Origin of the sequence: Mannheimia haemolytica, from assembly GCF_004342115.1 — a bacterium.
GTDB classification, from domain to species: domain Bacteria; phylum Pseudomonadota; class Gammaproteobacteria; order Enterobacterales; family Pasteurellaceae; genus Mannheimia; species Mannheimia haemolytica.
The window spans coordinates 13,167-28,097 of the sequence record NZ_SMAC01000025.1; the positions used below are offsets into that span (position 1 = coordinate 13,167).

The 14,931-nt window shown below is 43.5% G+C and carries 18 protein-coding genes; 2 read left to right on the forward strand and 16 right to left on the reverse strand.

Annotated features, from left to right (window positions below):
* Positions 1 to 29: 29 nt before the first annotated feature.
* From EDC41_RS09660 to nudE, 7 genes are all read right to left on the reverse strand, one after another.
* Complete coding sequence (locus EDC41_RS09660) at positions 30 to 719, reverse strand: aspartate/glutamate racemase family protein (protein ID WP_006249555.1); 690 nt, start codon at positions 717 to 719, stop codon at positions 30 to 32.
* Positions 720 to 728: 9 nt separating this feature from the next.
* Positions 729 to 1,160 (reverse strand): DNA-binding protein, encoded by a 432-nt coding sequence (locus EDC41_RS13900; protein ID WP_006252875.1) that lies wholly within the window; start codon positions 1,158 to 1,160, stop codon positions 729 to 731.
* Positions 1,161 to 1,169: 9 nt separating this feature from the next.
* On the reverse strand, positions 1,170 to 1,616 hold the full coding sequence (locus EDC41_RS13905; RefSeq protein WP_006252876.1) for an ORF6N domain-containing protein: 447 nt from the start codon (positions 1,614 to 1,616) through the stop codon (positions 1,170 to 1,172).
* A 175-nt stretch (positions 1,617 to 1,791) separates the two neighbouring features.
* Positions 1,792 to 2,490 (reverse strand): 6-phosphogluconolactonase, encoded by a 699-nt coding sequence (pgl, locus tag EDC41_RS09670; protein WP_006250911.1) that lies wholly within the window; start codon positions 2,488 to 2,490, stop codon positions 1,792 to 1,794.
* A gap of 49 nt (positions 2,491 to 2,539) precedes the next feature.
* Entirely contained in the window at positions 2,540 to 4,027 is a 1,488-nt protein-coding gene (zwf, locus tag EDC41_RS09675; RefSeq protein ID WP_006250910.1) for a glucose-6-phosphate dehydrogenase, read from the reverse strand.
* 74 nt (positions 4,028 to 4,101) lie between these two features.
* A complete protein-coding gene (gene cysQ / locus EDC41_RS09680; protein ID WP_006249551.1) occupies positions 4,102 to 4,920 on the reverse strand; it encodes a 3'(2'),5'-bisphosphate nucleotidase CysQ in 819 nt (272 codons plus the stop codon).
* Positions 4,921 to 4,933: 13 nt separating this feature from the next.
* Positions 4,934 to 5,476, reverse strand: a complete 543-nt coding sequence (gene nudE / locus EDC41_RS09685; RefSeq protein WP_006249550.1) for an ADP compounds hydrolase NudE — start codon at positions 5,474 to 5,476, stop codon at positions 4,934 to 4,936.
* A gap of 87 nt (positions 5,477 to 5,563) precedes the next feature.
* Between nudE and hslR the strand changes: the two genes are divergently transcribed.
* Together hslR and hslO are read left to right on the forward strand one after the other, a co-directional pair.
* Complete coding sequence (gene hslR / locus EDC41_RS09690) at positions 5,564 to 5,980, forward strand: ribosome-associated heat shock protein Hsp15 (protein ID WP_006250909.1); 417 nt, start codon at positions 5,564 to 5,566, stop codon at positions 5,978 to 5,980.
* 244 nt (positions 5,981 to 6,224) lie between these two features.
* The gene (gene hslO, locus EDC41_RS09695) at positions 6,225 to 7,118 is read left to right on the forward strand and encodes an Hsp33 family molecular chaperone HslO (RefSeq protein WP_006250907.1); all 894 of its coding nucleotides are present in this window, start codon (positions 6,225 to 6,227) and stop codon (positions 7,116 to 7,118) included.
* Between the two features lie 73 nt (positions 7,119 to 7,191).
* Here the strand turns inward: hslO and hisIE are convergent, their stop codons facing one another.
* From hisIE to hisC, 9 genes are all read right to left on the reverse strand, one after another.
* The gene (gene hisIE, locus EDC41_RS09700) at positions 7,192 to 7,866 is read right to left on the reverse strand and encodes a bifunctional phosphoribosyl-AMP cyclohydrolase/phosphoribosyl-ATP diphosphatase HisIE (RefSeq protein WP_256710722.1); all 675 of its coding nucleotides are present in this window, start codon (positions 7,864 to 7,866) and stop codon (positions 7,192 to 7,194) included.
* A complete protein-coding gene (locus tag EDC41_RS09705; protein ID WP_006250906.1) occupies positions 7,857 to 8,243 on the reverse strand; it encodes a VOC family protein in 387 nt (128 codons plus the stop codon). Before EDC41_RS09705 ends, hisIE begins: the two co-directional genes overlap by 10 nt.
* The gene (gene hisF, locus EDC41_RS09710) at positions 8,240 to 9,013 is read right to left on the reverse strand and encodes an imidazole glycerol phosphate synthase subunit HisF (RefSeq protein ID WP_006250905.1); all 774 of its coding nucleotides are present in this window, start codon (positions 9,011 to 9,013) and stop codon (positions 8,240 to 8,242) included. The genes EDC41_RS09705 and hisF overlap by 4 nt, the downstream gene beginning before the upstream one ends.
* Positions 8,995 to 9,744 carry a 1-(5-phosphoribosyl)-5-[(5-phosphoribosylamino)methylideneamino]imidazole-4-carboxamide isomerase gene (gene hisA, locus EDC41_RS09715; protein WP_006250904.1) on the reverse strand — a complete coding sequence of 250 codons (750 nt, stop codon included), beginning with the start codon at positions 9,742 to 9,744 and terminating at the stop codon, positions 8,995 to 8,997. Before hisA ends, hisF begins: the two co-directional genes overlap by 19 nt.
* Positions 9,745 to 9,913: 169 nt before the next feature.
* Positions 9,914 to 10,759 carry a BRO family protein gene (locus EDC41_RS09720; RefSeq protein ID WP_006250903.1) on the reverse strand — a complete coding sequence of 282 codons (846 nt, stop codon included), beginning with the start codon at positions 10,757 to 10,759 and terminating at the stop codon, positions 9,914 to 9,916.
* 98 nt (positions 10,760 to 10,857) lie between these two features.
* Positions 10,858 to 11,451 (reverse strand): imidazole glycerol phosphate synthase subunit HisH, encoded by a 594-nt coding sequence (gene hisH / locus EDC41_RS09725; protein WP_006250902.1) that lies wholly within the window; start codon positions 11,449 to 11,451, stop codon positions 10,858 to 10,860.
* Positions 11,448 to 12,485, reverse strand: coding sequence for a putative phage abortive infection protein (locus EDC41_RS09730; protein WP_006250901.1), 1,038 nt, complete (start codon positions 12,483 to 12,485; stop codon positions 11,448 to 11,450). The genes hisH and EDC41_RS09730 overlap by 4 nt, the downstream gene beginning before the upstream one ends.
* A 94-nt stretch (positions 12,486 to 12,579) precedes the next feature.
* A complete protein-coding gene (hisB, locus tag EDC41_RS09740; RefSeq protein ID WP_006250267.1) occupies positions 12,580 to 13,668 on the reverse strand; it encodes a bifunctional histidinol-phosphatase/imidazoleglycerol-phosphate dehydratase HisB in 1,089 nt (362 codons plus the stop codon).
* Between the two features lie 178 nt (positions 13,669 to 13,846).
* Positions 13,847 to 14,914 (reverse strand): histidinol-phosphate transaminase, encoded by a 1,068-nt coding sequence (gene hisC / locus EDC41_RS09745; protein WP_006250900.1) that lies wholly within the window; start codon positions 14,912 to 14,914, stop codon positions 13,847 to 13,849.
* Positions 14,915 to 14,931 lie beyond the last annotated feature (17 nt).

The following is a 14,931-nucleotide window of genomic DNA, read 5'->3' on the forward strand; positions in this document are numbered from 1 at the left end:
TTTGCAAATTTGACCGCTTGTAACATTTATTAACCTAAAATAAACTCCACCGCCATTTGGCTGTGTAATGCTGCTGTATCGAAAAACGGTAACGGATTGTCGTTTTGGTTAATCAGCAACCCGATTTCGGTACAACCTAAAATCACACCTTCTGCACCTTGTTCACTAAGTTGTTGAATAGTCTGAAGATAAAACGCTTTGGCACTTTCAGTAATCTTGCCTAAACAGAGTTCCTCGAAAATAATGCGATGAATTTCTTGTTGCGTTTCCTCATCTGGTACTATTGATGTGATACCACGCTCCAATAAACCGTCTTTGTAAAAATTATCACTCATAGTAAATTTTGTGCCAAGGAGTGCTACTTTCTGCAGACCTTGAGCTGAAATCGCCTCAGCCACACAGTCCAAAATATGCAAAAACGGCACAGAGATATGGCTACTAATTTGATCGGCAATTTTGTGCATTGTGTTGGTTGCCAATAAAATGCCTTCTGCTCCGGCTTGTTCTAGCAATCTAGCTTGTTCAGATAAAATTTCAGCGGCTGCTTGCCAATTTCCCTGCTTTTGGCATTGTACAATCTCTTCAAAATTGACACTCGAAATTAAAATCTTGGCACTGCTATTTCCACCTAATACTTTATTCACCGAGCGATTAATATCTAAATAATAAGAAACCGTGCTTTCCGCACTCATTCCACCTAAAATGCCGAGTGTTTTCATTAATATACCTTATTGATTTTCCGCTAACTTTTCTAAAATGCGGCTCATTGATAAATCCATTTTAGAAAAAGCGAACCATTTCTTACCTAAATCTTTAAGTGATGCACCGATATGATAAAGCTCTTTTTCATCAATAATCAAAAATCGGTCGTGAGATTTATCAAATATTTTCACATTAATGTGAGCATATTGGCTGTTATATTTTTCCAAATCTAATGCAAGTTGCTTAGATACTTGTTTCGTATAAATCGTAACTGATACGTTATGCGATCGTTTCGTAAATAAAGTTAAAACGGTATCATCTACATAGTTATCAATTAAAATCAGCGATGATTTTGCACCTCTCACTAATTCCGTAACAAACTGATAAGCGTTAAAGGTTTCACCTTCAAAGAAAACCCCTTGCATTTTAGGCTTATTGCCTTCAAGAGATTGAAACACCTGCTCTAACTACCCAGACATCTCCAACTGTTTACGCTCTACACTTTCTAAGCGTTGTACCAAACCACTATTTGTTTGCAAAAGATGACGCATTTGCACAAAGGCTTGCATAATCTTAATGCTAACTTGCACTGCAACTTCACTACGCAATACTGCCGAAAGCATTGCAATGCCTTGCTCGGTAAAGACATAAGGAAGATATTTCCTATGTTGGCCACGCCCACTATTTTCGTTTAAGATCACAAATTGTGATCTTAAAGATAGCCATTCGTTTTCTGTTAATTGAAAACGAAATATGTCAGGAAATCGCTCTTCATTCCGTTTTACTGCTTGGTTAAAGGTTCGAGTATCTACCTGATAAAGCTCTGCCAAATGAACATCTAGCATTACTTGCTCGCCACGAATAGTAAAAATTTTAGAGTTAATGTTTGGTTCAATTAATTGAATTGGATTCATCTTTCTTCCTTATTCTTCAGTGAAGATCACTTTTGTGATCTCAAAATAAGAAAGACTATGCCAATTTTTGGCCTATACCACGAGCAGATTTTTCTGCTTTTTCGATGAATATCACAAAAATACTTTGCAACATTTTTCTAAAATTTAACCGCTTGTAAAGGTCACTGATTGTGACCTAGAGTAAGTTAGCCGCCTCACTATCCAAATACCATTCCGTTACCCCATTTTCCGCCTGAATTTTGGCGGCAGGATAAGGTAAATTTTCTGCCGGAGTGGTTTGGATTTCTTTTAAAATTTCCGCTTTGCTTGCTCCTGTGACCAAGTAAGTGATCCGTTTGGCTTTTTCAATTAAAGATGCCGTTTTGGAAATGCGGATCTGCCCTGTTTCTGGGTGTTTGGCGATCACGGCAACGTTCTGATCATTAAAATCTGTTTGATGTGGGAACAGTGAGGCGGTATGCCCGTCTGTTCCCATTCCTAAAATAATCCAATCAAACGCCAAGTTCGGCACACAAGCGGTCAATTCTGCCGAAAATCTTGCAAGTTCTTGTTCTACATTCTCTTCACCACGAATGCGGTGAATATTTTCGCTTGGAATGTCGATGTGATCGAACAGTAATTTCTGCACTTCGCCGTAGTTACTTTCGGGATCGGTTGGGGCAACCATTCGATCATCCCCCCACCAGAAATGCAGGTTTTGCCATTGAATTTCGGTATTAAACGGTGCTTGAGCTAAGGTTTTGAATAATAATTTGGGGGTTGAACCACCGGAAAGGGAAATATGCACCGGGCGGTTTTGATGGCTGTATTCAATAAACTCTTTAGCAATTTGTTCAACCGCAGCTTGGGCGGTGGGGAAAATAACTTTATTCATAATTTGCCTCGTTAGATCACCCCTCTTTAGAAAAGAGGGGAACTGAAATTTACACTTTCTTCTTCATTGTACCGGACGGTTTTCGCCATACTTTGCCGTGTCTGGCGATTAATTTATCTGCCTCGGTTGGCCCCCAAGTGCCGGATTCATATTCATACACACGCCCACGATTAGCTTTGTAGCCTAAAATCGGTTGCACAAATTTCCAACAAGCGTGTACAGCATCAGTACGGGCAAATAAGGTTGCATCACCTTTAAGTGCGTCTAAGAGTAAGCGTTCATAAGCGGTGAGTAAGCTTGATGATGAACTTAAATCAGAATAGCGGAAATCCATTGAGACTTCTTTCGCTTCAAAGCCTGCTCCCGGTTTTTTCAAGCCGAAACGCATTGAAATGCCTTCGTCCGGTTGCACACGAATAATCAATTTATTTTCCGGAGCATTTTGGCTAAATACCGGGTGTGGTGTAGTTTTAAAATGAATTACGATTTCCGTCACACGGGTTGGTAAGCGTTTACCGGTTCGCACATAGAACGGCACACCTGCCCAACGCCAGTTATCGATTTCACATTTTACCGCCATAAAGGTTTCAGTGTTGGAATCAGCCGGCACGCCTTTTTCTTCCAAGTAAGCCGGCACTTCTTTGCCGTCTACCGTGCCACGAGCATACTGACCTAACACCACATTGTGTTTAACGTCTTCTTCAGTTAGCGGATGCAAGCAATATAGCACTTTTGCGACTTCATCACGCATTGAATTAGCATTAATAATTGCCGGTGGCTCCATTGCAACCATGGCTAATACTTGCAATAAGTGGTTTTGGAACATATCACGCATTGCCCCCGAGCCATCATAGTAACCGCCACGATCTTCAACGCCGATGGATTCTGCCCCGGTAATTTCCACATAATCAATAAAATTACGGTTCCAAAGCGGTTCAAATAAGCCGTTAGAAAAACGTAAAACGAGTAAGTTTTGTACCGTTTCTTTACCTAAATAGTGGTCGATACGGTAGATTTGATGCTCTTCAAAGCATTTGTGGATTTGTACGTCTAATTTTTTGGCGGTTTCGATATCGTAGCCGAATGGTTTTTCAACAATAATCCGTTTCCAGCCAAACTCTTCGGTAGTTAAGCCGTGAGCGGCTAAACATTCCGGAATCACGCCATATAAACTTGGTGGCGTGGAGAGGTAATAAAGCGTGTTACCGGCTGTTTGATATTTATCGTGTAGCTCATCAAGACGAGGCAGCAACTTGGCATAATCCACTGCATCAGAGGTATTTACAGCTTGGTAATAAAGATGTTCGCAAAATTTATCTAATTCTTCACCGCTTGCTTTTTCAAATTTGACTAACGCATCACGCATTTTTTGGCGGAAAGATTCGTCGGTTAATTCTGAACGAGAAACACCTAGGACGGAAAAATGCTCGCCCAATCTGCCAATCTTATATAAGTTATAAAGAGCAGGAATTAATTTACGAAAAGTTAAGTCACCGGAAGCACCAAAAATGACGATACAGCTATTTTCAGCATTCATTTATTTATCCTATTGCTAATTGTTAAAATTTTGTTGGGTGCAAGATTATCATAAAAATTGCTAATCGGAACTACCTATTTGAATAAAAATATTTTATCCCAATCTATCGAGCCGTCAGCCACCATCACAAAATAAGGATTAATCAAACTTTCTCGCTGATTATAAGTCAGCGGCGAAAAATTAAAGTCGAAAATTTTGCCGCCCATTTCACTTAACAGCACTTCTGCCACAGCAGTATCCCATTCGCCGGTGTCACCAAAACGGATATAACAATCGGCTTTCCCTTCTGCCACTAAACCGGCTTTTAGACTGCCCGAACCATATTTTACACACTCAATTTGTGGGGCTGAAATGGCATTTTTAGCTTGTTCTGCATGTAAATCGCTGCCTACGGTAACAATCAAAAGGGCATTCTCCGCACGTTTCGGTTTGACAAGCGGTCGAATTTCTCCATTTTCTTGCAAAAAGCTACCGCTACCTTCCATACTAAAATAGGTTTTTCCTAATATCGGAGCATGAATAACGCCCAGCACCGGCTGATTTCTACCCTCACGTTTTTGCACTAACGCAATCACCACTGAAAATTGACCGGTGCGGTTAATAAACTGTTGTGTGCCGTCAATCGGGTCGATAATCCAATATTCTTGCCATTGTTGGCGTTCGGCAAACGGAATATCGCAAAACTCTTCCGATAATACCGGAATATCTGGTGTGAGTTGCTTCAAGCGTTCAGTTAAAAATTGGCTGATAATCAGATCCGCTTCCGTCACCGGTGTGCAATCGGCTTTGATTTTAATTGCCACCGAGCGGGCATAAAGCTGCTTTAACTGCTCACCGGCTGCTTTGGCAATATTGATAATATTCTCGAGTAGGGGTTGAGTTAGCGTTTGCATAATAGCTCCTTGCCTATTTTTTTAAGTATTCTCGTAGCATAAATAGAGCGGACAAATTCCGTGCTTCGGCAAAATCAGGATCTGCCAATAATTGATCAATTTTATCCAACGGATAACGCACAATTTCCAGCGGTTCAGGCTCATCGCCTTCCAATTTTGATGGGTACAGATCTTGTGCCAAAAACAGGTGCATTAAGCCGTACATATGGCTTGGCGAACTGTAAAGCGACCGCAGAAAATCTAATTTTTTCGCCCCAAAACCAATTTCTTCTTGTAATTCACGGTTCGCACTCTCAATCGGCTCTTCACCTGCATCCACAATGCCTTTCGGAAAACCCAGCTCGTAACGCTCCGAGCCGACCGCATACTCTTTCACAAAAATCAGCTCGTTGTTTTGAATCGGAATCACCATTACCGAAGAACGGCGATTCGGCGTAAGTCGTTCGTAAGTTCGCTCTTCGCCATTAGAAAAGCGTAAATCGACCGCTTGCACCTCAAAAATGCGAGATTTCGCTACTGTTTTAATGTTCAAAATTTCAGGAAGTTGTTTTATCATTTTATCTCACCTTTTTGAGTTATTTTAGTTGAAAAATCTCACTTTCGCTCTAATATTTCGACTATTGTTTTGATTTTAAGGCAGAAAATGAAAAATAAACACGAAAAAGAACAAAACGACGCCGAAGTTCGGCTAGATAAATGGCTTTGGGCGGCTCGTTTTTATAAAACCCGTTCGATTGCCAAAGCAATGATTGAAGGGGGTAAAGTCCATTATAATGGGCAAAGAGCTAAAGTTAGCAAAGCGGTGGAGATCGGTGCCATCATCAAACTTCGCCAAGGCAATGAAGAAAAAGAGGTGGAAGTGTTAGCCCTCAGTGACCAACGCCGAGGGGCTCCGGAAGCCCAACTGCTCTACAGTGAAACCGAAAAAAGCATTAAACACCGTGAGGCAATGGTATTTGCCCGCAAAGCGAATGCTCTTTCAATGCCACACCCTGATCGCCGTCCAAACAAAAAAGAACGGCGGGATTTAATCAAATTCAAAGAGCAAGAATTTAGCTAAGCCCTTGCAATCAGAAAAATAATCCCTATATTGAATATCCTAATGTAGGGGCGAAAAATTTTTCGCCCCTATATAATTATTTCGGGCGAATATTGATTCGCCCCTACAGCGTTCGATTTGCACATTTTTAGCCACAAAATGCATTGCATTTTGAACGTTGGCTTTGCCAACGGCTCCGTAGGAGCGAACAAAATTAGAAATAATTTTGTGAGTAATAATCGACCGCTTGCAACGAGGAATCAAAATGAATTACACCAAAGACAATGACAAACTCTACCGCTATTTATTCAAAGACCGAGCGGTACGGGGCGAATGGGTGCGTTTAAACAACACCTTTACCGAGACCTTAAACACCCATCACTACCCTAAAGCAGTACAAAATTTACTCGGAGAAATGTTAGTCGCAACCAGTTTGCTGACTGCAACAATGAAATTTAACGGCAACATTACTGTGCAGATTCAAGGTGACGGCCCGTTAAAATTGGCGGTTGTGAACGGTAACGACCAACAGCAACTCCGTGCTTTAGCCCGTGTTCAGGCAGATATTGCAGACACAGCCTCGTTAGCGGAAATGATCGGCAATGGTGTATTAGTGATTTCTATTATCCCAACCGATGGTGAACGTTATCAAGGGGTGATTGCTCTCGATAAACCAACCATTCGTGAATGTTTAGAAGATTACTTCGCCCGCTCCGAGCAATTACAAACCCACCTCGTTATCCGCACAGGCGAATTTGAAGGCAAAGCAGTGGCAGGCGGTATGTTGCTACAAATTATGCCGGACGGCACAGGCTCAAGAGATGATTTTGAGCATTTAGCCACGCTCACTGAAACCGTAAAAGATGAAGAGTTATTTGGTTTAGAGGCAGAAGAATTGCTCTATCGCCTCTACCACGAAGAGCAAGTAGAAGTTTACCCACCACAAGATACTGAATTTAAATGTGGCTGCTCAAGAGAGCGTTCAGGCTCCGCATTATTACTGGTGCCGGCAGAAGAAATCGAAGAAATGTTGGAGGAAAAACAAGGCGTGATCGATATGCAATGTGAATGCTGCGGGACACAATATTTCTTTGACAAAGCGGCGATTGAAGGCTTTAAGGAAGAAACTGAAAAATTAAGTAAGTTAGGGTTAAATTAAGCTAAACAAGCGGTCAAGTTTCTTGTCTTTTTTGCAATTTGTAAAAAAACGGTGAAATTTGACCGCTTGCATTTTACTTATTTGAGCCTTCTGGGTGTAACCCAATCCCTTTGTGGCGTTCTTTTAGTTTAGCATTGATCTCTGCCCACGAGAGATCGGCATTGTGCAATAACACCGTTAAGTGATACATCAGATCAGCCACTTCACCGACCAACTCTTCCCGATCATTTTTCATTGCCGCAATCACGCTTTCTACTGCCTCTTCCCCTACTTTTTGGACGATTTTTGGCGTGCCTTTGGCGTAAAGTTTAGCGGTATAAGAACTTTCCGGATCAGCATTTTTACGTTCGGCTATCATTCGTTCTAATTTGCTGAAAAAGATCCAATCTGGTTGTTCTTGTTCAAACTGATGAAAACAGCTCTCCGCCCCCGTATGGCAGGTTTCGCCGATAGGGTTAGCGAGGATTAACAGGGTGTCGTTATCACAATCCAAACTCATATCCACCACGTTTAGGAAATTGCCCGAGGTTTCGCCTTTCGTCCACAGCCGTTGTTTAGTACGGGAGTAAAAAGTCACTCGCTTTTCAGCCAGCGTTTTTTCGAGGGCTTGTTGGTTCATATATCCTAACATCAGTACTTCGCAGGTTTGGGCGTTTTGGACGATAACGGGCAGTAAGCCGTCCACTTTTTGCCAGTCTATTTTATTTTGCATTTTTTCTTCCTTTTTTGACCGCTTGTTTAGACATATCGGCTTATTTCAATCAAATTACCATCAGGGTCACGGCAATAAACCGACTCAATTTTTCCCACTGCCCCCGTACGAGGCACAATCCCACCTTCCAAAATCTCCACCTGATGTCGCTGTAACACATAGATAACCTCCTGAAGTGGAGTTACCGTTAAGAGGCATAAATCTGCCGTGCCACAATCGGCATTTTGGGCATTGGGTAGGATTTCTGCACCTTTTTGGTGGAGGTTGATTTTCTGTGTGCCAAACAAAAGCGCTTTGCGATTATCGCCAAAGGCGATTTCTTGCATACCCAAAATGGTCGTATAAAAATCAATGGTTTTTTGCATATCGGCAACGGTTAAAACCAGATGATCTAAGGCAGTAATCTTAATCATCTACGCACCTCAACCCCTTCCTTCGCCAAATATTCCTTCAACTCCCCAATATTGATAATTTGTTTATGAAACACACTCGCTGCCAACGCACCATCCACATTTGCCTCAATAAAAGCATCACGGAAATGCACCATTTCGCCTGCACCGCCTGAGGCGATGAGTGGGACTTGGCAAACTTCACGCACTTTTTTCAGTTGCACCAAATCGTAGCCGTTGCGTACGCCGTCTTGGTTCATCATATTCAGCACGATTTCGCCTGCTCCTCGCTTTTGCACTTCCTCCACCCAATCCAACAATTGCCATTCGGTTTGGCGGGTGCGTTTTTCATCGCCGGTATATTGATTGACCCAATATTTGCCGGTTTCTGCCTCAAACCAGCTATCAATACCAACCACCACCGCCTGCACGCCAAAGCGCTTTGCCAGTTCGGTAATCAGCTCGGGGTTGGCAAGGGCTGGGGAATTGATGGAGATTTTGTCCGCTCCGAAAGCGAAAATCTGCTCCGCATCGGCAATGGTTTTGATTCCGCCTGCCACACAGAACGGAATATCAATCACCTGTGCCACACGTTCCACCCAGCTTTTATCCACCGTTCTGCCGTCACTTGAGGCGGTAATATCGTAAAACACCAACTCATCCGCCCCCTCTTGGGCATAACGCTGGGCGAGTGGCACAATGTCGCCGATGATTTCGTGATTGCGGAACTGCACGCCTTTCACAACTTGCCCGTCACGCACGTCTAAACAAGGAATTATCCGTTTTGCCAACATTCGATTGCCTCCGCTACATTAAATTTACCTTCCAACAACGCACGACCGACAATTACGCCAGCCACGCCCGTGCCTTTTAAAGCAGCAATATCTGCAAGTGAGCCGATACCGCCTGAGGACTGAAATTGAATATCTGGGTATTTGGCACAGATTTCTCGATAGAGATCCACATTTGAACCTGCCAGTGTGCCGTCTCGTGAAATATCGGTGCATAAAACGTGTTGCAAGCCCACGGTTTGATAATCTTCAATCAACTCCTCGAGCGACACACCACTTGCCTCTTGCCAGCCGCTAATCGCAATGATTTTTTGACCGATTGCATCAATGTTCACATCCAGTGCCAGCACAAATTTCTCCGCACCGTACTTTTTGAACCAGCCTTTAACCGTTTCACGCTCTTTCACCGCAGTCGAACCAATCACCACACGGTTTGCTCCAACAGCAAGTAAATCCGCCACATCCTGCTCGGTGCGGATACCGCCGCCCACTTGAATTTTGCAGTGGGTTTCACGAATAATTTTGCCGATAAGTGCGGTCTGTCTTTGAGCCGGATTTTTCGCCCCTGTAAGATCGACCAAATGTAACTGCTCCGCCCCTTGTGCCAAGTAGTCGGCAAATTGGGCAATCGGGTCATCGGCATAAGTCGTCTGTTTCGCATAATCGCCCTGATGCAGGCGAACTACTTGCCCATCGATAAGGTCGAGGGCGGGGATAATGATGGATTTTTGCATATTATTGTTCCTGTGTGCCTAGCACGAGCCGTGCTAGGCTGAATAATCCCAGTCGCGCTGCGACTGCCTCTCTAAGCTACGGAGTAGCTTGGTTTATCTAGCCCCATACGGCTCGTATGGGGTACAAGCGGTCAAATTCTTCCAAAAACTTGCAAAAAACCGACCGCACTTATTTCTTCACCTGTTTCGCCACTTGTTCAATCACCGCAGCGAAATCAATCGCATTTTGTTGCGTAATCACCGGTTTGCCGGTCTCTGCCTCCAAACTTTCCCGAGCCACTTTTGCAACATTTCCGCCCCGTTTGGCAACGGTTTTATTTTCTTCCAAGCCCTGTGGGTGGCTGATTTGAGCGATGTCTTTGGTGGCAGCCTCAGCAAGCATATTCAGCACCAACTCGGTGGTCGTCATATTGTCTCGCAGACTTTCCTTTTTCAGCCCTTTGAAATCCTTATATTGGCGAGTAGTCATACCGCTCCACGCCTGTGTGATTTCATTGGTGAGAATCGCAAATTCTCTGCCCGCTTGCACACCGTGATCTTGCCAAGTATCCGTCAGTTCTTTTCGCACCTGAATGGCTTGCAAGCGTTGGTTAATCCACTCACGGGAATATCCCTTTTTCAAGTAAGTAGCCAAAGCTCGGTCAATGGTCAATTCAGGATCGATAATCTCATCAATCCGCTCTTTGCCTACCTCTGCCAGCCACATTTTCAACGGCTCGGCTTTCGGGCTTGGCACAGACTGAATAATACGGAAAATGCCTTGTAAATCCGTGGCATCGGTTTCCCGCATTTTTCCGTCTGGGGCTTTTAATTTCAACTGTACGATTTTTTCGTACAGTTCAATTCCGCCCTCTTCGTCCTTGATTTTCCGCTTTAAATCACTCCAATAACGGCGTGGATTGCTACTTTGCGTCAGCACCTCGATAATGTCCACCACCGAGAAAAACCACTCTTCTTTTTCGCTATCCCACACCGAGCGGATTTGGCTGTTTTCAAATAGTTTAATTTCGTTCATTTCTCACCTTCTTTCACTGGTTAAATTAACAGTAATTTTGTCGAAATAAAGCGAGAAATCAAGCCCTATTTTCAAACTTTTCGATCGAGATCACAAAATCAGACATTCTCCACAAAATTCCTGAGCAACTTCGCCCCAGCCTCGCCCGAACGCTCGGGGTGGAACTGTACGCCGTAGAAGTTTTGGCTGGCAATGGCAGCGGAAAACGGCACGCCGTAGTCGCAGGTGGCGATGGTGTTCTCATTCGGTAGCACACCGTAGCTATGCACAAAATAGAAATGATTGCCTTGCTCAATGTCGTGAAATAGCGGATGGTCGGCTTGGTATTGCACCTTGTTCCAGCCCATATGCGGCAACGGCAAACCGCATTCAGGCAAGCGTTCGGTTTTGCCACTCATTAAGTTCAGTGTTGCCACATCGCCTTCGTGGGAAAATTCCGTCATTAACTGCATTCCTAAGCAGATGCCAAGCATCGGCTGGGTGGCGTTGCGAATGGTGTCGATAAGTCGGCGATCGTGCAAGATCGCCATCGCCGCCGCTGCTGTTCCCACACCGGGGAGTAGCAATTTATCGGCAGATTGGATTTTGTTGAGATCTCGCGAGATCTCAGCCCGAATGCCAAGACGGTCAAAAGCAAATTTGACCGAAGACAGGTTGGCACAGCCTGTGTCGATGATGGTGAGGTTGGTCATTTAGTTTCCTGAGTTAAGTATTTCTTATAGTGAAGTAAAATTGACTCAATATATCTGTTTCCTTCAAAAGCTTTCTTATCGAATCTTTTGATAATTGCCAAAAATAAACTATTAAAGAAAAAATCAGATTTAAAATTATTATTTAGTAAATCTATATCTAGTTGCTCACCTTTTAGTTTTACACTTAAAATAGATTTATAACATTCCAATAACTCTGGAGTTCTTGTTTCATGCAATATAATTACAGCTCCATTCCTAGAAGGATTCAACTTGGAAATTAAGTCATCTAAATTTACTTCATTCATAAACATCAGATCTAAAATATTTTTATAAATGTTATCTATTGACTTAGAAAGCATTAAAGACTCTAAGTAGACTAAATCTATATGTTCTAAAAAACTAAATTCATTTATATAACCTATAAAATCATCATATGAATTATCTCTATCACAAAGATGAAAGGCTAAAATAACCAAAAGTTTTTTTGACAAAAAACTCCTAAGCAAACCAGAATATTCATTATTTACATTTAACTCTTTATTGTTATAAATAAATCTAAGCATTCTATATAAATTAAGAAAGTAGGAATTTATATTCGCATATTCTTTATTTAATCTTCCTACCTCACAATAAATCCTAGCATTTTCAAATCTATATGCTGTAATTAGCATATCATAAACATTATCAATATTACCTTCTATTGATGAAATTTTAAGATTATGCTGCTCTAACATCATAAAAAATGTACGCTCAAAATCTTCTTTTCTTCTTCTCTTTTCTAATACTCTTTTGTCATTTTCAAATTCTTCTTTTTGCTCCTTAAATCTTTTACGTTCCAACTGCATTCCATGCAAAACACTCAATAAAGTAACAGCAGAAAATATACCACCAATATAGCTACCAAAATGATCCCATTTTTCACTATCTGAGGATAATCCCCCGTGAAACTGATAAAAATATAATCCTAATAACAATACAACTAACAGAACATACCATTTATTATTCTTTATAAAGTCAATAACTTCTCTAATCATCAATATATCCTTTATAACAAGCGGTCAAAATCCCCAAAAACTTTGCAAATTTCAACCGCACTTTCGGGCGGGTTAAAACCCGCCCCTACGGTGATTATAATACACCTTTACTGCTTGGTAGTTCATTCCCTTCAATACGAATGCACTGTCTGAGTGTTCTGCCGAAGACTTTGAACAGGCTTTCGATTTTGTGGTGGTCGTTGTCGCCTTTTGCCTTGATGTGCAGGGTGGCGAGCATCGTGAAGGCGATGGATTGGAAGAAGTGTTCGGTGAGCTCGGTGCTGAAATCGCCCACTTTGTCGCGTTTGAAATCCGCTTTGAACTTGATGAAAGGTCTGCCTGATAAGTCCATCGCACATTCCGCACGGCTTTCGTCCATCGGCAACACGAAGCCGAAACGGGCGATGCCGCGTTTGTCGCCAATCGCTTGTTTTAATGCGGTGCCGAGGGCGAGGGCGGTGTCTTCCACCGTGTGATGTTCGTCAATCCACAAGTCGCCTTTGGTGGTGATGTTCATTCTAAAACCGCCGTGGGTGGCAATTTGGTCAAGCATATGGTCGAAAAAGCCCACGCCGGTGCTGATTTCGTTGTTGCCTGTTTCGTCCAGCCACACTTGCACTTTGATGTCGGTCTCTTTGGTTTTACGGATAACTTCGGCAAAGCGCTTTGGTCGCTCGCCAATGTTGGTGACGGCTTCGCCCAGTAGTTTTTCAGCAATCAAATCCCAGTTCAGTTTTTCAGGGTGATATTGCAACGCCCGAATGCCAAGGTTTTCCGCCAGTTGCACATCGGTAGCACGGTCGCCAATCACAAAGCTGTTGGCTGGGTCGAACAGTTGGCGGTCGATATATTTTTGTAGCAGTTTGGTGTGCGGTTTGCGGCAATCGCAACCGTCTTCGGGCTTGTGTGGACAAATCAGCACATCATCAAATTCAATCCCTTGCGAGTTGAACAACGCCATCATTGCATTGTGCGGTTTGTCGAAATCTGCCTGTGGGAACGAACTCGTGCCTAAGCCGTCTTGGTTCGTAACCATCACAAAGCGGTATTTGCCCTTGAGTTTGAGCAGGGCAGGAATCACGTTTTTCTCGAATTTCAGCTTTTCCAAGCTGTCGATTTGAAAATCGGTTTTTGGCTCATCAATTAACGTGCCGTCACGGTCGATAAAAAGGGTGGGTTGCATTGGTTTCTCCTGTATCTTATTCATTACTCTCCCCACACGCCAAGGCGTATGGGGTTAAGCATTAGTGAGAGACTTTGCCTCTCTGTATTCAGTCCCAAAGGGACTGACTTATGCGTAACCTAGTACGGCTATGCCGTGCTAGGCTATAAATGTCTCTTAAAATACTGCTCGTTAAATTCTATCTCTGAAATTGGCTCAGTGCTGTAATCGCCTCAACCACCCTCAAATTCTCCTCTCTCGCCCCCACCGTAATCCGAATGCAATTTTGCAATCCTAACGCTTTGTGTTGGTCACGCAAAATAATGCCTTGCTCCCAAAGTGCTTTGAAGACTTTTTGTCCGTCTTGGCATTTGAATAGGAGGTAGTTGGCTTCGCTGTCAAAAACTTGTTCTACAAGCGGTAAGTTTTCCAGATTTTTTTGCAATTCGGCACGCAGGGTGATGACTTCCGCTACACGGGTTTTCATCTGCTCAATGCCTTGTGGGGAGAGGGCTTGGGCGGCGATGTCGGAAACAGGCACAGGTAGCGGATACGGGGCAATCACTTTTTGTAACACGCCGATCAGCTCAGCGTTTGCCAAGGTAAAGCCACAACGCAAACCCGCCAAGGCAAAGGCTTTGGATAGGGTGCGGATAATCGCCAAATGTGGGAAATTCGCCAGCTCGCTTACCAAGCTCGCTTCAGGGCAAAATTCGATGTAGGCTTCGTCCACCACCACAATCGCTTTGCCTGCGGTGATTTGCAAAAGTTCGAACAAATCCGACCGCTTGATTAAGTTGCCTGTCGGGTTGTTCGGGCTGCACACAAACACCACTTTCACGCCCTCGAGGTTAGCTTTGATTTGGGCTAAATCCAACTGGAAATCGGCGGTTAAAGGCACAGTTTTGGTCGCAATGCCACAGGTGTCGGCACTCACGGCGTACATTCCGTAGGTTGGTGGGCAGTAGAGAATGCTGTCGTTTGCCTCGCAAAAGGCTCGGATAATCAGCTCAATGCTCTCATCGCCCCCACGGGAAACCAGCACGTTTTCAGGTGCAACGCCTGCATATCGGGCGTAACCTTCAATCACCGCCTGCGGTTGAGGTTCAGGGTAGCGGTTAAAAGTGCGGTCGGTTAAATCAAAGTTTGGCGAAAGGGCATATTCATTGGCATTCAGCCACACATCGCCACTACCCCCCAAACGCCGTGCCGATTGGTAAGGGGTGAGAGCTTGAATGTTTTTACGGGAAAGTTGTGAAATTGTCATATTGTGTTCCTGTATAA

What these genes read in the sequence shown, in the direction of transcription:
- EDC41_RS09660 (WP_006249555.1), bottom strand. Translation starts at nt 719, where the DNA reads ATGAAAACACTCGGCATTTTAGGTGGAATGAGTGCGGAAAGCACGGTT.
- EDC41_RS13905 (WP_006252876.1), bottom strand. Translation starts at nt 1,616, where the DNA reads ATGAATCCAATTCAATTAATTGAACCAAACATTAACTCTAAAATTTTT.
- pgl (WP_006250911.1), bottom strand. Translation starts at nt 2,490, where the DNA reads ATGAATAAAGTTATTTTCCCCACCGCCCAAGCTGCGGTTGAACAAATT.
- zwf (WP_006250910.1), bottom strand. Translation starts at nt 4,027, where the DNA reads ATGAATGCTGAAAATAGCTGTATCGTCATTTTTGGTGCTTCCGGTGAC.
- cysQ (WP_006249551.1), bottom strand. Translation starts at nt 4,920, where the DNA reads ATGCAAACGCTAACTCAACCCCTACTCGAGAATATTATCAATATTGCC.
- nudE (WP_006249550.1), bottom strand. Translation starts at nt 5,476, where the DNA reads ATGATAAAACAACTTCCTGAAATTTTGAACATTAAAACAGTAGCGAAA.
- hslR (WP_006250909.1), top strand. Translation starts at nt 5,564, where the DNA reads ATGAAAAATAAACACGAAAAAGAACAAAACGACGCCGAAGTTCGGCTA.
- hslO (WP_006250907.1), top strand. Translation starts at nt 6,225, where the DNA reads ATGAATTACACCAAAGACAATGACAAACTCTACCGCTATTTATTCAAA.
- EDC41_RS09705 (WP_006250906.1), bottom strand. Translation starts at nt 8,243, where the DNA reads ATGATTAAGATTACTGCCTTAGATCATCTGGTTTTAACCGTTGCCGAT.
- hisF (WP_006250905.1), bottom strand. Translation starts at nt 9,013, where the DNA reads ATGTTGGCAAAACGGATAATTCCTTGTTTAGACGTGCGTGACGGGCAA.
- hisA (WP_006250904.1), bottom strand. Translation starts at nt 9,744, where the DNA reads ATGCAAAAATCCATCATTATCCCCGCCCTCGACCTTATCGATGGGCAA.
- EDC41_RS09720 (WP_006250903.1), bottom strand. Translation starts at nt 10,759, where the DNA reads ATGAACGAAATTAAACTATTTGAAAACAGCCAAATCCGCTCGGTGTGG.
- hisH (WP_006250902.1), bottom strand. Translation starts at nt 11,451, where the DNA reads ATGACCAACCTCACCATCATCGACACAGGCTGTGCCAACCTGTCTTCG.
- EDC41_RS09730 (WP_006250901.1), bottom strand. Translation starts at nt 12,485, where the DNA reads ATGATTAGAGAAGTTATTGACTTTATAAAGAATAATAAATGGTATGTT.
- hisB (WP_006250267.1), bottom strand. Translation starts at nt 13,668, where the DNA reads ATGCAACCCACCCTTTTTATCGACCGTGACGGCACGTTAATTGATGAG.
- hisC (WP_006250900.1), bottom strand. Translation starts at nt 14,914, where the DNA reads ATGACAATTTCACAACTTTCCCGTAAAAACATTCAAGCTCTCACCCCT.